This window comes from Paenibacillus sp. GYB004, from assembly GCF_036577605.1.
Classification (GTDB): domain Bacteria; phylum Bacillota; class Bacilli; order Paenibacillales; family NBRC-103111; genus Paenibacillus_AB; species Paenibacillus_AB oceani.
In genome coordinates this window covers 63,311-79,244 of sequence record NZ_JARBDB010000040.1, presented here as the reverse complement: position 1 = coordinate 79,244, position 15,934 = coordinate 63,311, and the positions used below count along the sequence as shown (strand labels likewise).

16 protein-coding genes, 1 riboswitch and 1 other annotated feature are annotated in these 15,934 nt (G+C 52.2%); of the genes, 6 read left to right on the top strand and 10 right to left on the bottom strand.

Annotated elements, in window-relative coordinates:
- Positions 1-45: 45 nt before the first annotated feature.
- Positions 46-126, bottom strand: a riboswitch (ZMP/ZTP riboswitch).
- A gap of 138 nt (positions 127-264) precedes the next feature.
- Positions 265-885, bottom strand: a complete 621-nt coding sequence (locus tag PV433_RS16690) for a hypothetical protein (RefSeq protein ID WP_332073204.1) — start codon at positions 883-885, stop codon at positions 265-267.
- Positions 886-1,045: 160 nt separating this feature from the next.
- A complete protein-coding gene (locus PV433_RS16685) occupies positions 1,046-2,335 on the bottom strand; it encodes an aminotransferase class I/II-fold pyridoxal phosphate-dependent enzyme (RefSeq protein ID WP_332073203.1) in 1,290 nt (429 codons plus the stop codon).
- A 185-nt stretch (positions 2,336-2,520) separates the two neighbouring features.
- On the opposite strand from PV433_RS16685, the gene PV433_RS16680 reads away from it, so the two are divergent.
- The 3 genes from PV433_RS16680 to PV433_RS16670 are packed head-to-tail and all read left to right on the top strand — an operon-like array spanning position 2,521 to position 5,192.
- Complete coding sequence (locus PV433_RS16680) at positions 2,521-3,705, top strand: SPFH domain-containing protein (RefSeq protein WP_332073202.1); 1,185 nt, start codon at positions 2,521-2,523, stop codon at positions 3,703-3,705.
- A gap of 12 nt (positions 3,706-3,717) precedes the next feature.
- Positions 3,718-4,485: a hypothetical protein gene (locus PV433_RS16675; protein ID WP_332073201.1), complete on the top strand. Its 768-nt coding sequence runs from the start codon at positions 3,718-3,720 to the stop codon at positions 4,483-4,485.
- Complete coding sequence (locus PV433_RS16670; protein ID WP_332073200.1) at positions 4,482-5,192, top strand: hypothetical protein; 711 nt, start codon at positions 4,482-4,484, stop codon at positions 5,190-5,192. The genes PV433_RS16675 and PV433_RS16670 overlap by 4 nt, the downstream gene beginning before the upstream one ends.
- Before the next feature lie 73 nt (positions 5,193-5,265).
- Here the strand turns inward: PV433_RS16670 and PV433_RS16665 are convergent, their stop codons facing one another.
- A complete protein-coding gene (locus PV433_RS16665; protein WP_332073199.1) occupies positions 5,266-5,982 on the bottom strand; it encodes a sulfite exporter TauE/SafE family protein in 717 nt (238 codons plus the stop codon).
- A 279-nt stretch (positions 5,983-6,261) separates the two neighbouring features.
- Between PV433_RS16665 and PV433_RS16660 the strand changes: the two genes are divergently transcribed.
- Both PV433_RS16660 and lysS read left to right on the top strand, forming a co-directional pair.
- Positions 6,262-6,717 carry a VOC family protein gene (locus PV433_RS16660; RefSeq protein ID WP_332073198.1) on the top strand — a complete coding sequence of 152 codons (456 nt, stop codon included), beginning with the start codon at positions 6,262-6,264 and terminating at the stop codon, positions 6,715-6,717.
- Positions 6,718-6,807: 90 nt separating this feature from the next.
- Positions 6,808-7,080 (top strand) — a binding site (T-box leader).
- 68 nt (positions 7,081-7,148) lie between these two features.
- On the top strand, positions 7,149-8,609 hold the full coding sequence (lysS, locus tag PV433_RS16655) for a lysine--tRNA ligase (RefSeq protein WP_332073197.1): 1,461 nt from the start codon (positions 7,149-7,151) through the stop codon (positions 8,607-8,609).
- Positions 8,610-8,673: 64 nt separating this feature from the next.
- Here the strand turns inward: lysS and PV433_RS16650 are convergent, their stop codons facing one another.
- From PV433_RS16650 to PV433_RS16620, 7 genes are all read right to left on the bottom strand, one after another.
- Positions 8,674-9,087 (bottom strand): DNA glycosylase AlkZ-like family protein, encoded by a 414-nt coding sequence (locus PV433_RS16650; RefSeq protein WP_332073196.1) that lies wholly within the window; start codon positions 9,085-9,087, stop codon positions 8,674-8,676.
- Between the two features lie 239 nt (positions 9,088-9,326).
- Positions 9,327-10,145: a carbohydrate ABC transporter permease gene (locus PV433_RS16645; RefSeq protein ID WP_332073195.1), complete on the bottom strand. Its 819-nt coding sequence runs from the start codon at positions 10,143-10,145 to the stop codon at positions 9,327-9,329.
- A 13-nt stretch (positions 10,146-10,158) separates the two neighbouring features.
- A complete protein-coding gene (locus tag PV433_RS16640) occupies positions 10,159-11,130 on the bottom strand; it encodes a carbohydrate ABC transporter permease (protein WP_332073194.1) in 972 nt (323 codons plus the stop codon).
- A 40-nt stretch (positions 11,131-11,170) separates the two neighbouring features.
- Complete coding sequence (locus PV433_RS16635; RefSeq protein ID WP_332073193.1) at positions 11,171-12,490, bottom strand: ABC transporter substrate-binding protein; 1,320 nt, start codon at positions 12,488-12,490, stop codon at positions 11,171-11,173.
- Positions 12,491-12,539: 49 nt separating this feature from the next.
- Positions 12,540-13,331: a tyrosine-protein phosphatase gene (locus PV433_RS16630; protein ID WP_332073192.1), complete on the bottom strand. Its 792-nt coding sequence runs from the start codon at positions 13,329-13,331 to the stop codon at positions 12,540-12,542.
- Between the two features lie 34 nt (positions 13,332-13,365).
- Complete coding sequence (locus tag PV433_RS16625) at positions 13,366-14,187, bottom strand: metallophosphoesterase family protein (RefSeq protein ID WP_332073191.1); 822 nt, start codon at positions 14,185-14,187, stop codon at positions 13,366-13,368.
- A gap of 201 nt (positions 14,188-14,388) precedes the next feature.
- A complete protein-coding gene (locus PV433_RS16620) occupies positions 14,389-15,057 on the bottom strand; it encodes a GntR family transcriptional regulator (RefSeq protein ID WP_332073190.1) in 669 nt (222 codons plus the stop codon).
- Between the two features lie 231 nt (positions 15,058-15,288).
- Here PV433_RS16620 and PV433_RS16615 point away from each other — a divergent pair, with 231 nt between their 5' ends.
- A complete protein-coding gene (locus PV433_RS16615) occupies positions 15,289-15,900 on the top strand; it encodes a hypothetical protein (protein WP_332073189.1) in 612 nt (203 codons plus the stop codon).
- Positions 15,901-15,934: the final 34 nt, after the last annotated feature.

The following is a 15,934-nucleotide window of genomic DNA, read 5'->3' as shown; positions in this document are numbered from 1 at the left end:
TCCCGCAAGAAAACCAAAAAGAGGCAAGGAGAAACCAAGTCCCCTTACCTCTGCCCAGGCGTACGGCCGTTACCGTCCATGTGCTCCCTCATGGTTCCCCATGCTCCGCCAGTTACACATACACGTTGAATTGTCAGCTTGATCATACCGGAATCCGGTTCGAAATGCAATTGGCCTCGTGCCCGGCAACTGCGGTTATCATTAGCCTCGCATTCCCCCTGGAGGATAAGGACCAATCAAAGGCCGGTCACGAACGAACACCGGCTACTGCTGACGCTGATTGATTTCCTTCAAATGTTCCAGTAATTGTTGAACGATCGTTTCTTTCGATTTAAGACCGTCCAGCAGCAGATCCGACCTTAATTTAAGGTGTTCGTAGAGGTGTCGCATCGCCTTTCCTTCAAAATCATGATAGCTGGTTACATAGTTCAAGATCCGGTCCAACCGCTCTTGCGGCGGTTCGTTTACATAATCATAGGTCAGATTTCTAATCATCCTTCTGCACAGAGAAATCTCCAGCGGGAGATCGATACAAACCGAGGTATGAATGATCGCGTCCATCCCTTCCCTAAGTCGTCCGAAAGGCTCCTCCACAATAATAAACTTGGCTGGCATCAATTTTCTGTTCCAAGGATCGGTTACTTCCATTCCATTGTGTAACTGAGTCAAATCCCTAAGAAACTCGTCATTTCTAACTTCATGGGGGTTGACCTTCTCTCCGCGGTTGATCCTCTCGAACAAATCGTCCGGAAACCGAAGCGTCGATTGATAGGCATCGAAATAAAAACTGACTGCATCTTCGAGAAGCTCGACGCTTCTTTCCATTAATGAGCTTTTCCCTGCACCCGAAGGACCGCTAATACAAATAACGATGGATTGACGCATCCTGGAATCCCTCCCCAAATTAGCGGCAGCCTGCTGCCGAAAGCGGCAATAGAATCGCGATTATCCGAGTAAAACAAACAGCCTCGGTTCAACTCGTGAACGAAGGCTGCCTGACCAGATGTGTTTGAGTTGAATTAGAGAAATGAGGCTTTGTACCGGCTTACTGGCTTCCGGCAAGCCGCTTCCGCACACTCGCCAGCTGCACGCACAGCGCCAGCACCTCGATCGCAGTCCGCAGCTCCCCGAGCGGCGGCAAGGTCGGAGCGATCCGGATATTCCGGTCCCGCGGATCGTGTCCGTACGGATACGTGGCGCCGGCTCCCGTCAAGGTGACCCCGGCATCGGCGGCCAGCCGGACTACTTCCTTGGCACAGCCGTCCGGCGTGTTCAGGCTGATGAAGTAGCCGCCGTTCGGCTTGTTCCAGGAGGCGATTCCCAGTCCGCCCAGCTCCGACTCGAGGATGTCCAGCACTGCTTCGAACTTCGGCTTGATGATCGCAGCATGTTTTTCCATATGGGCGTGAACGCCGTCAACGCTGCCGAAGAAGCGAACGTGACGGAGCTGGTTGATTTTATCCGGTCCGATCGTCTGCACCGAGAGCTGCTTGCGGATGAAGCTCAGATTATGCTCGCTGGCGGCCATCACCGCTACGCCGGCTCCGGGGAAGCTGATCTTGGAAGTGGAGCTGAAAATAAACGGACGATCCGGATGGCCCGCAGCCCGGCAAGCCTCCAGAATCGGCTTCAAGCGGTCGGGCGTATCGCTCAGATGGTGAACCGTGTACGCGTCGTCCCAGAAAATCCGGAAGTCGGACGCTTGGGTCACCATCCGGGCCAGACGATCGACGACTTCATCCGAGTACGTGATACCGTCCGGATTGCTGTATTTCGGCACGCACCAGATGCCTTTGATCGACTCGTCCCCCCGTACCAGCTCCTCGACCCGGTCCAGATCCGGACCGTCCTGCCGCATATCGACGACGATCATCTCGATGCCGAACAGCTCGCAGATTGCGAAATGGCGGTCGTACCCCGGGCTCGGACACAGAAATTTGACCGACGGAAGCTTGCTCCACGGCACTTCGCCGCCGGCTACGCCGTGCAGCATCGCCCGGGAGATCGTGTCGTGCATCATATTCAGGCTGGAGTTGCCGCCAATGAGGATCTCGCCGGTCTGGACGCCCAGGATGGAAGCGAACAGCGTCTTTGCTTCGGGAATGCCGTCCAGCCCTCCGTAATTGCGCAGATCGGTACCGTCCGCCGCCCTCAGCGCCTCGTCCGGTCTTAGTACATCCAGCATGCCCATCGACAGATCGAGCTGCTCCGGGCAAGGCTTGCCGCGCGACATGTCCAGGCGCAGCCTGCGGCTTTGATACGCCTCATACCGTGCTTGTAAAGATTGTTCGAGTTGCTGTAGATCATTTATGCTTTTTGCCTCTAAGTCGCTCATTAAGGCGGCCTCCTAGTCTATTTTCCATGAATCTACTATTCGCTGCGGCCAGCCGGATCTCCTTGCGTTCCGTCCTTCTTTCGACACTAGCTATAAATAGGAATCGAAAAAATAGTTTGTTCGTACTATAATCAGAATAGTCTTTACGAGGGAAAGAATGGACCGATCGACAGGGGGATAGGACGATGGCACTGATTACAGTGGTGAAATACGACGGGCCTGCCGATGTGCTGGCCTGGAAATATCCGGATCAGGAGCTGGGCACCTGGACTCAGCTGATCGTGAACGAGTCGCAGGAGGCGTTATTGTTCATGGGCGGACAGGCGCTGGATGTGTTTCCGGCCGGGCGCCATACGCTTTCTACGCAAAATATTCCGATACTGACTTCGATCGTCAAGCTTCCGTTCGGCGGCAAGTCGCCGTTTACGGCGGAGGTGTGGTTCGTCAACAAGCTGCGGACGCTGAATATAAAATGGGGGACGGCGGCGCCGATCCAGTTGAAGGACCCGGTATACCAGGTTCCGGTATCGGTGCGGGCGTTCGGGCAGTTCGGCATTCAGATCGAAGACACCCGGAGTTTTTTGACCAAGCTGATCGGAACGGTTGAGGAATACGATCAGGCGACGCTCGGCAAACATTTTCGGGCCGTCATGATGATGAATATTAACGAACTGATCTCGAGCTACTTGATCCATAAGAAGATCAGCATACTGGAGATCAATGCGTATGTCGGCGAAATATCGAAACATATCGAAGAGCGGATCGCTCCGGCATTCCAATCCTACGGAATCCGGCTGGTGAACTTTCATACCGACTCGATCAACATTCCGGAAAGCGACTCCGTAACGGCACGGCTGAAGGAAGCTTTGGCCAAAAAAGCGGAGATGGACATTCTCGGCTACACGTATCATCAGGAGCGGACGTTCGACACCTTGCAAAGTGCGGCGCAAAACGAGGCGGCTTCCGGAACGTTTATGGGAGTCGGCATCGGCATGGAGATGGGAGCCGGAATCGGAGGCACGATGGGGAGAACGATGTCCGAGCTGTCCCGGCAGGCGAGCGCCCCGGCGTCTGGCTGCAGCAAGTGCGGCCACCCGATTACCGCAGGTTCGAAGTTTTGCTCCAATTGCGGCGATCCGTACCATCCGTGCGCAGCCTGCGGAGCGGACAACCCGGCGAACGCCCGGAGCTGCGCCAAGTGCGGGCAGGCGATGGCCGGAGGGTGCAGGCATTGCGGCGTTTCGATAACGCAGGGAGCCAAGTTTTGTCCGGAATGCGGGCAGAGTCAGACGCTGCAGTGCAGCTCGTGTAAGCAGGAGTTTCAACCCGGAGAGAAGTTTTGCAAGGAATGCGGACATAAGCTGGGTTGAGAGGAGAAGACGATGAGCAAACGCAACGTGACTGGCTTGATGACGGTGCTTTTTCTAATCGCGGCTGCCGCGACCGCCGGTTCGTTCGGATTGTTGAGCCGGATCGGCTTGCCGCTTGTGCATAGTATCGTCTCCGGGGCCGCTATGCTTGTAGCCGAGCTTCTCGCCTTCCGCTTTGTTTGGGAGCGGGTCGGAGCCGGAGCGAAGGAGAAACAGCTGGTACCGGCTTATTTGGTGCAAGGCACGCTGATCGTGCTGTATGGAGCGGCTGTACTGGTGATTACGTTCGTGTTCGGGTTTGCTTTCCGCCTGTCGTGGCCTGTCTATGCCGGGGTTCAGGCCGGCATGCTCGTCTTGCTCGCCGCAGGTGTAAAGGCGTCCGGCCGGTACGTCCGGTTCGTTGCGAAACACGAGACGGAGCTTCGACAGCGGAGCGTATTTATGAAGCAAATGAAAAGTTCCCTGCACACAATCCGGGAGCTGCTGGCGTTAGACGGGAGCGGCAGAGAGAAGGAATTGCTGCATTCGCTTGTGGAACAATTGGCCGAGCGCTTGTCCGCCGGCGATCCGGTCAGCCGCCCTTCTGTCTCCCAACTGGAAGACAGCTTGCTGTGGCAAATGAGGGAACTGGAGAATTGCGTGCGTCTGCTGCGTGAAGAGAACGGTCATGCCGGTCATCTGGAGATGGCCCGGCAGCTCGCACAGGACGTGCTCACGGATCTGGAGACGCGGAGACGCAAGCTTCGGAGCGAGGCATCGAGAGGAGAAAGTATCGGATGAATTATCAGGCAAAGCCATCCGTTCACGGCTGTTTGGTGTTTATTGGCTGTACGTTGTTTTTTCCGATCGGCGTTTTCTTTCTGCTGTTCCGGATCTACAAGCACCGCCACGCCAATCATTTGAAAATTGACGATATAAAATTAATTTCCGTGTCGTTGATGGTCGTTTGGGCGTTCATGTCGTTCGTGTACATGGTGGCGATGGTTCAGGAGCATCCCGGGGATGTCGTCCTGTTCGCCGCGATTACGTTTCTATTCCTTGCGCTTCCCGGCGTCCTCCTTGGTTTATGGGCCAGACGCAAGGAGCGTAAGCTGCATCAGATGTACACCTATTACGAAAATCTGACCGTACATAAGCATATCGCATCGATCGACCGAATCGCGGACATGACCAAACAAAATGCCCATACGGTGATGAACGATATCTGTCATATGATCTATACCGGACGATTGCCGGGCGCGTTCGTAGATTCGTATTCCCGCGAAGTGTTGTTCCGGAACGCGCATGCCGTCCCTCACAGACATGACGTGAACATCGTGATCGAGACGGGGTACTCCCGCATGCAGGCGGCGCCCGCTGCTGCTCCCGTGAAAAAAGAAGCCGTACCCGCTGTGAAAGTCGTAGAATGCTCGGGCTGCGGCTACAAGACCGAGCTGGTACAAGGCCAAAGCAAAGAGTGCGAATATTGCGGTTCTCCGGTCGGATGAACCCCGGGAACGCTCCCGGGCCCGATGGAATAAAAAACCTCCAACTCCGTTAGAACGCGGGAGTGGAGGTTTTTTACATACTGCTGATCAACAGATAAAACCCGGTAAAAAGCAGGATGACGTACGTAATCATTTTGAATACCTGTTGATTCATATACTTAAATAAAAATTGCCCCAGGAAAATCCCGAGGAACAGCGAAGGCAACGCAATCGCAGCCGAGATCCACGTCTCGGAATTCGTCCCGTCCAATCCGATTTGCATGATCAAACTGGCCAAATAGACGAACAGGTAGTAGGCCAGCGTAGTGCTGCGAAGCGTCTCCTTGCGAGTGCCGACGCCTGCGAAGTAGAGCAGCAGAGGCGGTCCGGGCACCCCGATGCTCGTCGTTAACAGACCCGAGATGCCGCCGGTGACATAATCTTTGGTTACGGTCTGCCGGACAGTCAGCTTGAGGATCAGAAGTGCCGTCAAGAGCAGGATCAGGCCGCCTACGACCATTTTCAACCATTGAACATCCACGTATAAATAAATGAAAATTCCCGGTACTAACCCCAGGATACTGCCTTTGATTAATCGGGTTAATAAAACCGGATCGATTTCCTTGCGAATGTTATAGATCATCACAAAGGAAAGGCAGAGCGACAGAATAATATTGATCTGAATAGCGGTATGAGCCGGGTAAATCAGAAACAAAAACGGCGTGCCGATAATTGAAAAGCCGTACCCGGTACTGGTCTGCAGCAGTGAGGCGGCAAGGACAATCACAACGAGCAGAATCCAATCCTCCATCAAGGCATCACTTCACTTCCATATTATTACTTTTGCGAACGAAACCGTCCACCTATTATAAAGTTTAATATGGATAAAATGAAGGGGAGCAGCTGGTAAGAAGAGGAGGCAGGATAACTTTTCTAATGCAAGCTGTAATCAAGAGGGTTTCGCTGCTTGGGCACGAATCTTATGCATATCCTCAGATGAATTTGAAGCGGCGTCCTTGTTAAACAGGTAAGTAAGCTTGCATATTGTACTAGAAGAGCCGAAGAAAAATTGAAAAAGGGGTTGTTTGATTTGACGGAGCAGGCGTTGAGTAAACAAAAAGTAAGCGAAGCTTTTGAGCAAAAATCAGTAAAACGAATCGTCGGGATCTCCTGTCTCAATTTCCCGGTTAAAAACGTCGATATTTCTGCACAGTGGTATGTCCGGCACTTAGGCTGCAAATTGGTTCGGGAACCGATGCGTTCCTCCTCGGGTGCCAATGCTATTATTCAACTTGGCGATGAAGGTCCAAATGTCTTCTTGCATGAAGAAGCAGAGAGAACCCCTTTACATTTCATCCGACAAGGGGTGCCAGCTTCACTCTTCGAATTGAAGACAGACGATATTGAAGCGTTCTACGCTCAATTAAGAGAGGACGGAGTACAAGTAGGCGAACGATACGATAATGATCCATGTTCAAAATATTTTGATGTGGTTGACCCGGACGGAAATACGATCACTATAGCTGAATGGATTAAAAATAGTTAATGATTCTTCACTAATAAAGGGCGCAGGAAGATTGAAGTTGACAACAACCATTTCTATTTGCTAAGTTAATTTTAAATTTTCAAAAAATAACATACGGCTATGAAGAGAAAAGTAATTTGGATTCATTATTTACAGAGAGCTCCTGTCTGGTGGAAAGGAGTAATAGGGATCTAAATGAAAAAAGACTCGGAGCTTCGCATGGATCTAAGATTGTTTTCTTAGTGATGCTGCGACGGGATCTCCCGTTATAGAGATAGGGTATAATCAATTTTTTTATAAAATTGCCGTACCCGAAGAGGTTGATATGGCAACATATCGATAAACTGAGGTGGTACCACGAAGTGAATAACTCTCGTCCTCAAGATTAATGATCTTGAAGACGGGAGTTTTTTGATTTTTTAGTTACATAAACGAAAACTGGAGTGAGATGAATGAGTAATGAACAAACGAGCCTTAGGTTAGAGAAATTAGAGACTTTAAGATCTCAAGGAATCCCGGTATATCCCGAAAGATTTTCTGCCAATTATGAACTTTCTGAAGCCTCTCTGCTTGAAGACGGAATTTCGGATGTACGAGTCGCGGGAAGAATACGGGGTATTAGAAACTTCAGTAAATTCACATTTATCACCCTATCGGACATAGCAGGAAGTTTACAGCTGCTTTTGAATAAGGAAGAGATTGGAGAGGCGTTGTTTCAACAATTCCATAAATTGGTGGATATTGGGGATTTTATTGGGGTCGAGGGACATATGTATACGACTAGAACTAATGAGAAAACGTTGCGGATTCAAAGCTGCGTATTTCTTGGGAAGGCTTTGCGTACTTTACCGGATAAGTGGCACGGGTTAAGTTCCATTGAAACCCGGTACAGGCAGCGCTACTTGGATTTAATCATGACCGAGGAAACCCAATTACGTTTGTTAGCCAGAACGAAAATGGTTCGTGCTATTCGGCGATTTTTGGAGGATCGACATTTCTTGGAAGTAGAAACGCCGGTCTTGCAGCATACGTCCTCAGGTGCAATAGCTAAACCTTTCAGGACCTATCATAACTCGTTAGATACGGAATTAAACTTGCGTATTGCCCCGGAAACCTATTTAAAACGATTGATTATAGGCGGCTTTACCAAAATATTCGAATTCGCAAAGTGTTTCAGAAATGAAGGGATCAGCCCTCAACATCTTCAAGAGTTTACGATGGTTGAAGGATATGCTGCATACTGGAACTATGTCGACACCATGAAACTCATGCGTGATATGATCCTGTATATTCTTGAGGAAACCTTTGATACGACAACTATTACAATAAAAGGCCGCATAATCGATTTCTCATTAGAATGGGACCTAATTTCCTTTAGGGACTTAATCTTAAGAGACACAGGGATTGATATAGACCTGTACCCTGATGTTAAAGAGTTGTACCGGGAAACGAAAAGGAAAAATATCGATTTAGAGCATGCAGATCTTGAAGTTTTAGGCAGAGGTAATTTTATTGATCTTCTGTACAAGAAGATGTGCCGCCCCCAACTGGTAAAGCCGACTTTTCTGGTTCAGCACCCGATTGATTTATCTCCACTAGCTAGAGCTAATGATCAAAATCCAACCCTTACAGACCGTTTTCAGTTGGTAGTGAATGGTGCGGAAATCATTAATGCCTATTCCGAGCTGGTCGACCCGCTTGAACAAAGAAGAAGGTTAGAGGCTCAAGCCCTTCTAAAGAGCAGCGGGGACTTAGAAGCAATGGAGATGGATGAAGATTATCTTACCGCGATGGAATATGGAATGCCCCCTATCTCCGGCTGGGGATTTGGCATAGAACGCCTGTTGATGGTGCTGACTGATAGCGATACGATTAAGGATTGCGTTTTATTTCCTTTGACTAAGAAAGTTTAACTGTGCGGAGATCTTTTTAATCATGGCGAGCTACTAACAAGGAGGCTTTTTCAATAATGAAATGTTACGTCGTAAGTTCATGATAAGTGAGAGCTTCTTCTTCGATATAAATTCGCGCTACGGAGGTCAATTCGTTCAGGTCAACGCCATGCAGTTTCTTGGATAAGGTGCCGCGCAGCCAGCGATCCAGAACGGGTTGAACGGCTGGCCGGACCACGAGGCAATCGCCCGCGGAGACAAGATGGAGGGTCCCCCGCATCAGGACGATACGGACGACACTCCGTTCCAGCAGAAGCCGGCTTAACTGTCCATGTTCAAAATCGGCGAGCCGGCTCCATAGAGCGAAATAAGGGGCGCTTGGAGATTGCGCTTGCATCCCGATAAGGCGCTCGACCGCTTCTATGACGGGCGTATTCGCCCGCTGCAGGAGCATCTGCCGGGACAACAGCGCGCGATTGAGAGCACGTCTGCTCAGCACCTGCGGACCGCTGCTGTTTTTCGGCTTAAGGGCATTCGGTTCGTTCGTGTATTCATCGCTTGGCCGCCTTTGTTATCGGGATGGTTGGGGGATCGTGTCTATTGTGGCGTGTTGTTCGTTTATATCTCTATGGTAACCCTCCTTCCCTGACAACAGTATGTCAGGATCAAATCAACACAGCGGCAATCCAGGACTTTCGTTTCGCGTCCCGGATAGCCGCTGTTTTTTTCGCACAGATGTCATTTAATCCCGAAGCGCACGAACGAATCGACGATTTGCCGCTGAAGCGTCAGGTAGAGCAGGAGGATCGGCAAGCAGGAGACGGTCGTCGCCGCCATCAACGATCCCCACATGTTCGTATCCGAGTTGACGAATAGCTTCAGACCGATCTGCAGCGGTGCGTTCTCCATCTTTTTGGTGATCAGCATCGGCCATAAGTATTCGTTCCAGCTGTTGATGAACATGATGATGCCGAGCGAGGCGATCGTCGAGCGGATATTGGGCAAAATCAGCTTCGTCAAAATGCCGAAATCGCTCTGGCCGTCGATGCTCGCCGCCTCGATCAGCACGCGGGGAAACGACTGGAAGCTCTGGTAGAGAGACAGGATGCCGAAGGCGGACACGGCAAAAGGGATAACGATGCCAAGCAGTTGTTCGTTTAACCCCATTTGGTTGACCAAGACGTAGTTCGGGATCATGATCGACTGAAACGGGATAAGCCACGTTAAGCTGAGAAGCATGAAAATAAACGTTTGCCCCCGGAATCGCCAGCGAACCAGCGCGTAAGCGGCCAACAGGCTCGTAGCCAGCTGAAACGCGGTCATTAAGGTAGACATGCCGAGCGAATTGAGCAGCATCCGGATAATCGGCATTTCCGTGAACGCATACTTGTAGTTGCTCCATGTCGGGTGCAAAGGAAGCAGGCTGGAGGTGAAAATTTCGGATTCGTTTTTGAATGAAGAAATGATCATCCAATACAGCGGGAATATGGCCACCGCGCTCATGGCGACGAGCAGTCCGTGTTGAATCAGCTTTAAAGCCGGAGGTGTGCGTTTCATCGTCGTCTCCTCATCAGTTGTCGTAAAAGGAGTATTTGCGGGACAATCCGGTCAAGGCCAGGGCGATCAGCCCGAATACGAAGAAAAACATCATGGACGCTGCCGAGCTGAACCCGACGTTGAGGTTGGAGAAGCCGAACTTGTACATCTCGTAATAAATGTTCGTCGAGGTGCCGTACGGTCCGCCCGCGGTCAAAATATCGATATAAGCGAATGTCCACTGGCTCGAGAACAAAATGCTCATCGTCAGCATGAACAAGATCATCGGGGACAGGAGCGGGACGGTAATATGCCGGAACAACGCGAGCCGCCCGGCGCCGTCCTGGGAAGCCGCTTCGTAATACTCCCGGTTGATGCTGGTTAACGCCGCCGAGAACATAAGCGTGCTGAAACCGATCATCTTCCAGCCGGTGATGAGCAGGATGATCCATTTGGCGAAGTCCGGATTCGAGAAATAAGCGATCGGTTCCTGAAGCAGCCCGGTCTGGATCAGCACCTGATTCACCAATCCGTTGGACGGGTGAAACAGCCAGCGCCATATCGCGCTTACGGACACCGGGGCCAGGATCATCGGGATGAAAAATAAAGCACGGTATACGTTTTTCATGGTGCCGGTCATCTGATGCGTTACGGTCGCAAGCAGGACGGGAATTGCGATGGAGAACGGCAGCAAGCCGATCGTATAAAAAACCGTGTTGCCGATCGAATCGGCGAAGCTTTTGTTGGCTAGCAGGCGCGTGAAGTTGTCCAAACCGACAAAGGCCGGTTCGGTGCCAGGCACCATGCTCCATTTGTGAAAAGCCAAATAAAAGGTGGAAAGAAGCGGCTTGTACATCCAGACGGCAAGCAACAGCAAAGCCGGCGACAAGTACAAATAAGGCTTCAGGCGCCGCAGCATCTTGATTCGGTTCCCTTTCCGTTTCCCGGTGAGAGACGGCCGCCCCGTCAAAGGGGGAGCATACGAGTTCTCGATAACCTGGCTCATAACAGTTCCTTTCCGTTACTAGTTTCGGAATTTCGGACGCTTATTTGAGCAATGCGTTGATTTCGGTTTGCGCTTTTTTGAGCGTGGCCGCCGCGTCTTCATTCGTCATAATCGTTTTGGCGACGGCGTCGGAGAAGGCGGTGGATATTTCCGTCGCATATTCGCCCGGCCAGATGGCGACCGGCTTGATTTGTTCAAGCTGCGCCAGATTGATTTTATACAGCGGGTTTTGGTCGACGAAGCTCTTTAAATAATTCGGATCGTCGGCGAGCGCGGTGCGAAGCGGCAAGTACCCGACGGAGGACGTGATGATCGTATAACCTCGATTGCCCGTTACGAATTGGACGAACTCCCAGACGGCAGCGCTTTTTACCGGATTGTCCGGACGGATGGCGAGTACGCTTCCGGAGTTGACGGGCACCGCAGGCTTGTCGCCGAATCGCGGCAGCCCGGCGCCGTACAGTTTCCAGCCGCCCGCTTCCGATGCCTTCTTGAATCCGCTGTGCAGGGCGGTCGACGTAACGAACATGCCGAGATTGCCTGCCATGAACTGCTCGGATAGCTCGGCGTCGCTGCCTTTGGCGTGAGCGCCGTTCTGGTACAAGTCCTTCCACATTTGCATGGCCTTGACGCCCGCATCCTCTCCGAATGTCACGGATTTGCGGTCCTTGGCAAGCACCTCGCCGCCGTTGCTGAGAATGAGTCCTTCCGTAATCCAGCCGTTGTTCGGCGCAAGTCCGAAGCCGTCCTTCCCGGTTGCGGCTTTAATTTTAAGCGAGGCGGCTTTGATGTCTTCCCACGTTTGCGGAGGCTTGGCGGGGTCCAATCCCGCCTCCTGGAAGAGCTTGCCGTTAAGGAACACGATCGGCGTGCTGAACGTAAAGGCGAGGCCGTACATCTTTCCGTCGATTTTGCCCAGCTCCAACGCGTTGTTGGAAATGCCTTTGAAATGCTCATCCAAGACGTCCTTGGGGAATACGTCCTCATAAGCTTTAAAGCCGAGCGTCAAGCGGGAGCTGTCGAGCGGGCCGAAAGCGTGCTGAACGACATCGACCTGCTTTCCGGCGGAAATGTCGGCCTTAAATTGTTGAAAGCTCGCATCCGCTACGCCCTCCACCACAACGCCCTTCTCCTTGCCTACCGTTTCGTTGAATTCCCGAATCAGCTGCTCCATGCCGGCTTTCATCGTCGGATAGGCCAGACTGTACGAGTAAAAGGTGACTTTCGTCGGTTTGCCCGGGTCCAGCTTGCCCAGCTCCGCTTGGCCGGCAGATCCGGCGTTGGAGTTGCATGCGGTGAGACTGACGGCTGTTGCGGCTGCGATTGTAAGGATGGCTGCCGTTTTCGTAATCCGTTTCATGGTTACGCCCTCCAGAGAATGAGTGGGATCGGAACTACACTTGCCATGTTTATTGAAGACAATAGGCTTGAATTCGTTCTCTGGCGGCTGCGTCGATTCCGAATTCGGCTTGCAGATAACGTTCGAACGACCCATACGTTTCATGAATGGAAGTTTTCGTTGCATCCAAAAGCGGCTGCTTGAGCAGCATCGCCTCCTGGAACGATTCGAGCTCCTCCTTGCTTACATACCGGGAGGCCATCTCGAACAAATGATCGTGATAGGCGGTCAGCGTTACATTGGACAGCAGAAAATCTTCCACCGCCGTCTCATAGGGAACGCCAAGCGTCAGCAGAATCAGCAGGCTGCCTACCCCTGTCCGGTCGCGGCCTCCGGCGCAGTGATGAACGAGGGGCAGGTGGAGCTCCGGCTCGGCCAGCAGCTTCATGAGATGCTTGTAGGCTTCGTTGCCGATCGGCAGCGCCGCGTACATTTTCGTCAGCATGTCGGCTGTAAACGCCTTATGCATGCCGGCTTCGAACATTTGCTCCAAGGTAACGTGCGGTGATGATTCGGCTGCCATATTGGCGGGAACGCGGGAAAGGACGGCTTGCCCGATCTGCGGGTCCGGCTTCAGCTCGGCTTCCGCCCGGTTGCGGTAATCCAGCACATGCCGGATGCCAAGCGCCTCGAGCACTTTATGATCGCCCGGCGTTAACCCCGTCAACTCGGCAGCGCGGTAGAACAGACCATGCTTGACGGTGCGGCCGTCAGCCGTCCGGTATCCGCCCATATCGCGGAAATTAAAGGCGCCTTCCAGAGGAAGAAGACACTCTGGTTGCGGGATCGTGTGGCTAGTCATAAGGAATCGAAATCTCCTGTCTCTATTGAAATAATTAGTGCTGCTCGGCCAGCGCCTTCAGCGGAAAACGGAAAAATTCGGCGTTCGAAGTCGGGAGAGTGACGGTCGATACGGCGACGCCGTCTTGATCGACGGTCACCACGTTATAGCTGCAGGCGTCGAACATGCGGAAATGCTCGGCGTCAGCCAGTTCCCCGCCGAATGCGGTACCGGCTGCGGCAACGCTGAGGATGCCGCGGAACGAGCCGACATTGTTCGAATGCACATGCCCCGCCATCATTCCGATGACGTCCGTACCGGCGAGTACATCCATGAGCGCATCACGGTTTGTAAGACTGTGATCGCCGGGCATGCCGTTGATCGTCAGCAGCGGATGGTGGATGGCGACGATCGTCCCGCAGGGAGCCGGCGTCCGGAGCTGCTCGGCCAGCCAGGCCAGCTGCCGGTCGTCGATCGTTCCGTTGTGTGCTCCCGGAACTTGCGAGTTCAGCCCGACGAGCCGCAGGCCGTCGATCGTTTGCGTGTAGTAGTAAGGTTCTTCGGATGCGGTCTCGCCCAAGTACCCTTCACGGAAAGGAGCGCGGTGATCGTGGTTGCCAAGTACGACATAGACGGGCGCGCTAATCGTTTCGGAGCCTTCGTCAAGAAGTTTGCGGATGTAGGCGTAATCTGCGGTGTCGCCTTCATGGGACAAATCGCCTGTGATGAGCAGGAAAGAAGGGCGGAGGCCGGATTGTTGAATATGGCCGAAAACGTGTTTGACTTTTTCCGCCAACTGCAGCTTCGCGAACGGGCCTTCTGTGTCGGGTGCGTTCATGTGGGTGTCCGTCAGGTGCACGAATTGAATAGGTTTCATCGAAATCGCCTCCAAATAGGAAAGTGTAGGTTGTGGAACGAAAATAAACTTGTATACAAGAACTATAAATCTTGTATGTAAGATCAGTGTTAACGGGATTTATCGATTTTGTAAAAGGGGGTATTCGGCGGTAAGCGCAAAAAAACTCGCGTCCTCCGGGAAGAAGTCGCGAGTGTATGGGGGATAAGAACCGAGCAAAGTTCACGCATGTCGGTGTGAGATGGCTTTAAAACCGGTCCGCAGCAATTCCTCCCGCAGGTTTCGCTTCGATTCGAGAATCATCAGCTTGGCTTCCCGGTAGTTTTTGTCGCACAGGACCCGGTAAATGTCTGCATACAGCTTTTTGCCGGTATAGGGACGATGCTTGCCTTCCATCGAGCGGTGAGCGACGACGAAAAACAAAATTTTGTCTTTGTAGCGATCGAACGTTTGCTCCATGCACCGGTTATCGAGCGCCTCGAGGATCGTTCGCATAAACAACAGCCCGTTCTCGTAGTAATCGCGGTCTCTTTTCTCCGCGCTCGCCTCCGTCAGCCGGTCCAAATACGTCTTGAACGCCTCCAGATCCAGCTCGTACGCATGCTCGTCGAATTGATCGAGGGCATAGATGTATAAGGCATTCAGCAGGTCGAACATATCGTACAGCTCCTGGACGTCGATCTCTTTTACCAGGACACCGCGTTTATTCAACGTTTCGACGAAGCCGTCCTTCTCCAACTGGGAGATTGCCGCCCGAACGGGAGTACGGCTCATATTCAGTTTGCCGGCAAGGTCGCTCTCCGAGAGAAGACTCCCCGGCAAATATTGTCCATTCAACAGCTTTTGGCGAATTTCCTGATAGGCGATATCTACAAGAGGCACGTCCGGCATGGCTGAAGCTCCTTAGAGGTTGAAAAAATAATTTACATTCCTTCTAGTATATCTCATCGGAGAGGCAGGGGGCAATGAAGGTACATTTCAGTGCGATTGGCCTGCACTCCGAAAGTGCTGGGTTTGTATGTGGGAGAAGGTGGAGCGATTTTCCAAAATTTGAGGTAAAATGGTTGTGATGAGGTTGTAGGGAATATTATCGGGACAGCTTGTGTGAACGGAGGAGGATTTATGCGATTCATAACGGGCGTTTGTATCTTGCTGCTGCTTTTGACGGGGTGCACGGAGAAAGTCGGGAATCCCGTACCTGAAAGCGAGCAGCAGCCCGCTGCCGTAACGGTGACGCCCGTCGATCTGTTCAAAGGCGAGGCAGCCAAGTTTCAACCGTTCCTGGGCGCTATGTCCGGAGCGTTCCGGCTGCACTATGAAGGAAACAAGCCGAATGCAAGTCTGGATATCGGCATCTGGCAAAATGGGAGGAGAACGGCTTCATTAGGCTCCGTCGGCGATTTGTTCCTCCATTCAGCGGATGATCCGAATCGCGAGGTGGAGGTCATCATATCGATGGAGCCCGTTTCTGTGGAAGGGAAGCAGGATTCGATACGGATAAAAGTCAGCTCCGGGTCCAGCCTCGTTACCTTTACTGCTCCGTGGGACGAACAGCTGACCGCGCGAGGAGTGATCTCTTTTGCCGAACCGCGTTCCTTTCCGGTCGAGGGCTCCGTTCATGTGTGGGGGATGCAAGGAACTAGCAATAATGAAATTCACACCGCGGATTTCTCTCCGGAATCCTTAAGCCGGCTCGAGCGGGCAATCATTTTTACGTTGCGTTTCGAACAGTAGCCGAGGAAATTTAAAACTGTACACCTACTTTGAA

Coding starts and splice junctions, on each gene's coding strand:
- PV433_RS16690 (WP_332073204.1), bottom strand. CDS start 885: ATGCGTCAATCCATCGTTATTTGTATTAGCGGTCCTTCGGGTGCAGGG.
- PV433_RS16685 (WP_332073203.1), bottom strand. CDS start 2,335: ATGAGCGACTTAGAGGCAAAAAGCATAAATGATCTACAGCAACTCGAA.
- PV433_RS16680 (WP_332073202.1), top strand. CDS start 2,521: ATGGCACTGATTACAGTGGTGAAATACGACGGGCCTGCCGATGTGCTG.
- PV433_RS16675 (WP_332073201.1), top strand. CDS start 3,718: ATGAGCAAACGCAACGTGACTGGCTTGATGACGGTGCTTTTTCTAATC.
- PV433_RS16670 (WP_332073200.1), top strand. CDS start 4,482: ATGAATTATCAGGCAAAGCCATCCGTTCACGGCTGTTTGGTGTTTATT.
- PV433_RS16665 (WP_332073199.1), bottom strand. CDS start 5,982: ATGGAGGATTGGATTCTGCTCGTTGTGATTGTCCTTGCCGCCTCACTG.
- lysS (WP_332073197.1), top strand. CDS start 7,149: ATGAGTAATGAACAAACGAGCCTTAGGTTAGAGAAATTAGAGACTTTA.
- PV433_RS16645 (WP_332073195.1), bottom strand. CDS start 10,145: ATGAAACGCACACCTCCGGCTTTAAAGCTGATTCAACACGGACTGCTC.
- PV433_RS16640 (WP_332073194.1), bottom strand. CDS start 11,130: ATGAGCCAGGTTATCGAGAACTCGTATGCTCCCCCTTTGACGGGGCGG.
- PV433_RS16635 (WP_332073193.1), bottom strand. CDS start 12,490: ATGAAACGGATTACGAAAACGGCAGCCATCCTTACAATCGCAGCCGCA.
- PV433_RS16630 (WP_332073192.1), bottom strand. CDS start 13,331: ATGACTAGCCACACGATCCCGCAACCAGAGTGTCTTCTTCCTCTGGAA.
- PV433_RS16625 (WP_332073191.1), bottom strand. CDS start 14,187: ATGAAACCTATTCAATTCGTGCACCTGACGGACACCCACATGAACGCA.
- PV433_RS16620 (WP_332073190.1), bottom strand. CDS start 15,057: ATGCCGGACGTGCCTCTTGTAGATATCGCCTATCAGGAAATTCGCCAA.
- PV433_RS16615 (WP_332073189.1), top strand. CDS start 15,289: ATGCGATTCATAACGGGCGTTTGTATCTTGCTGCTGCTTTTGACGGGG.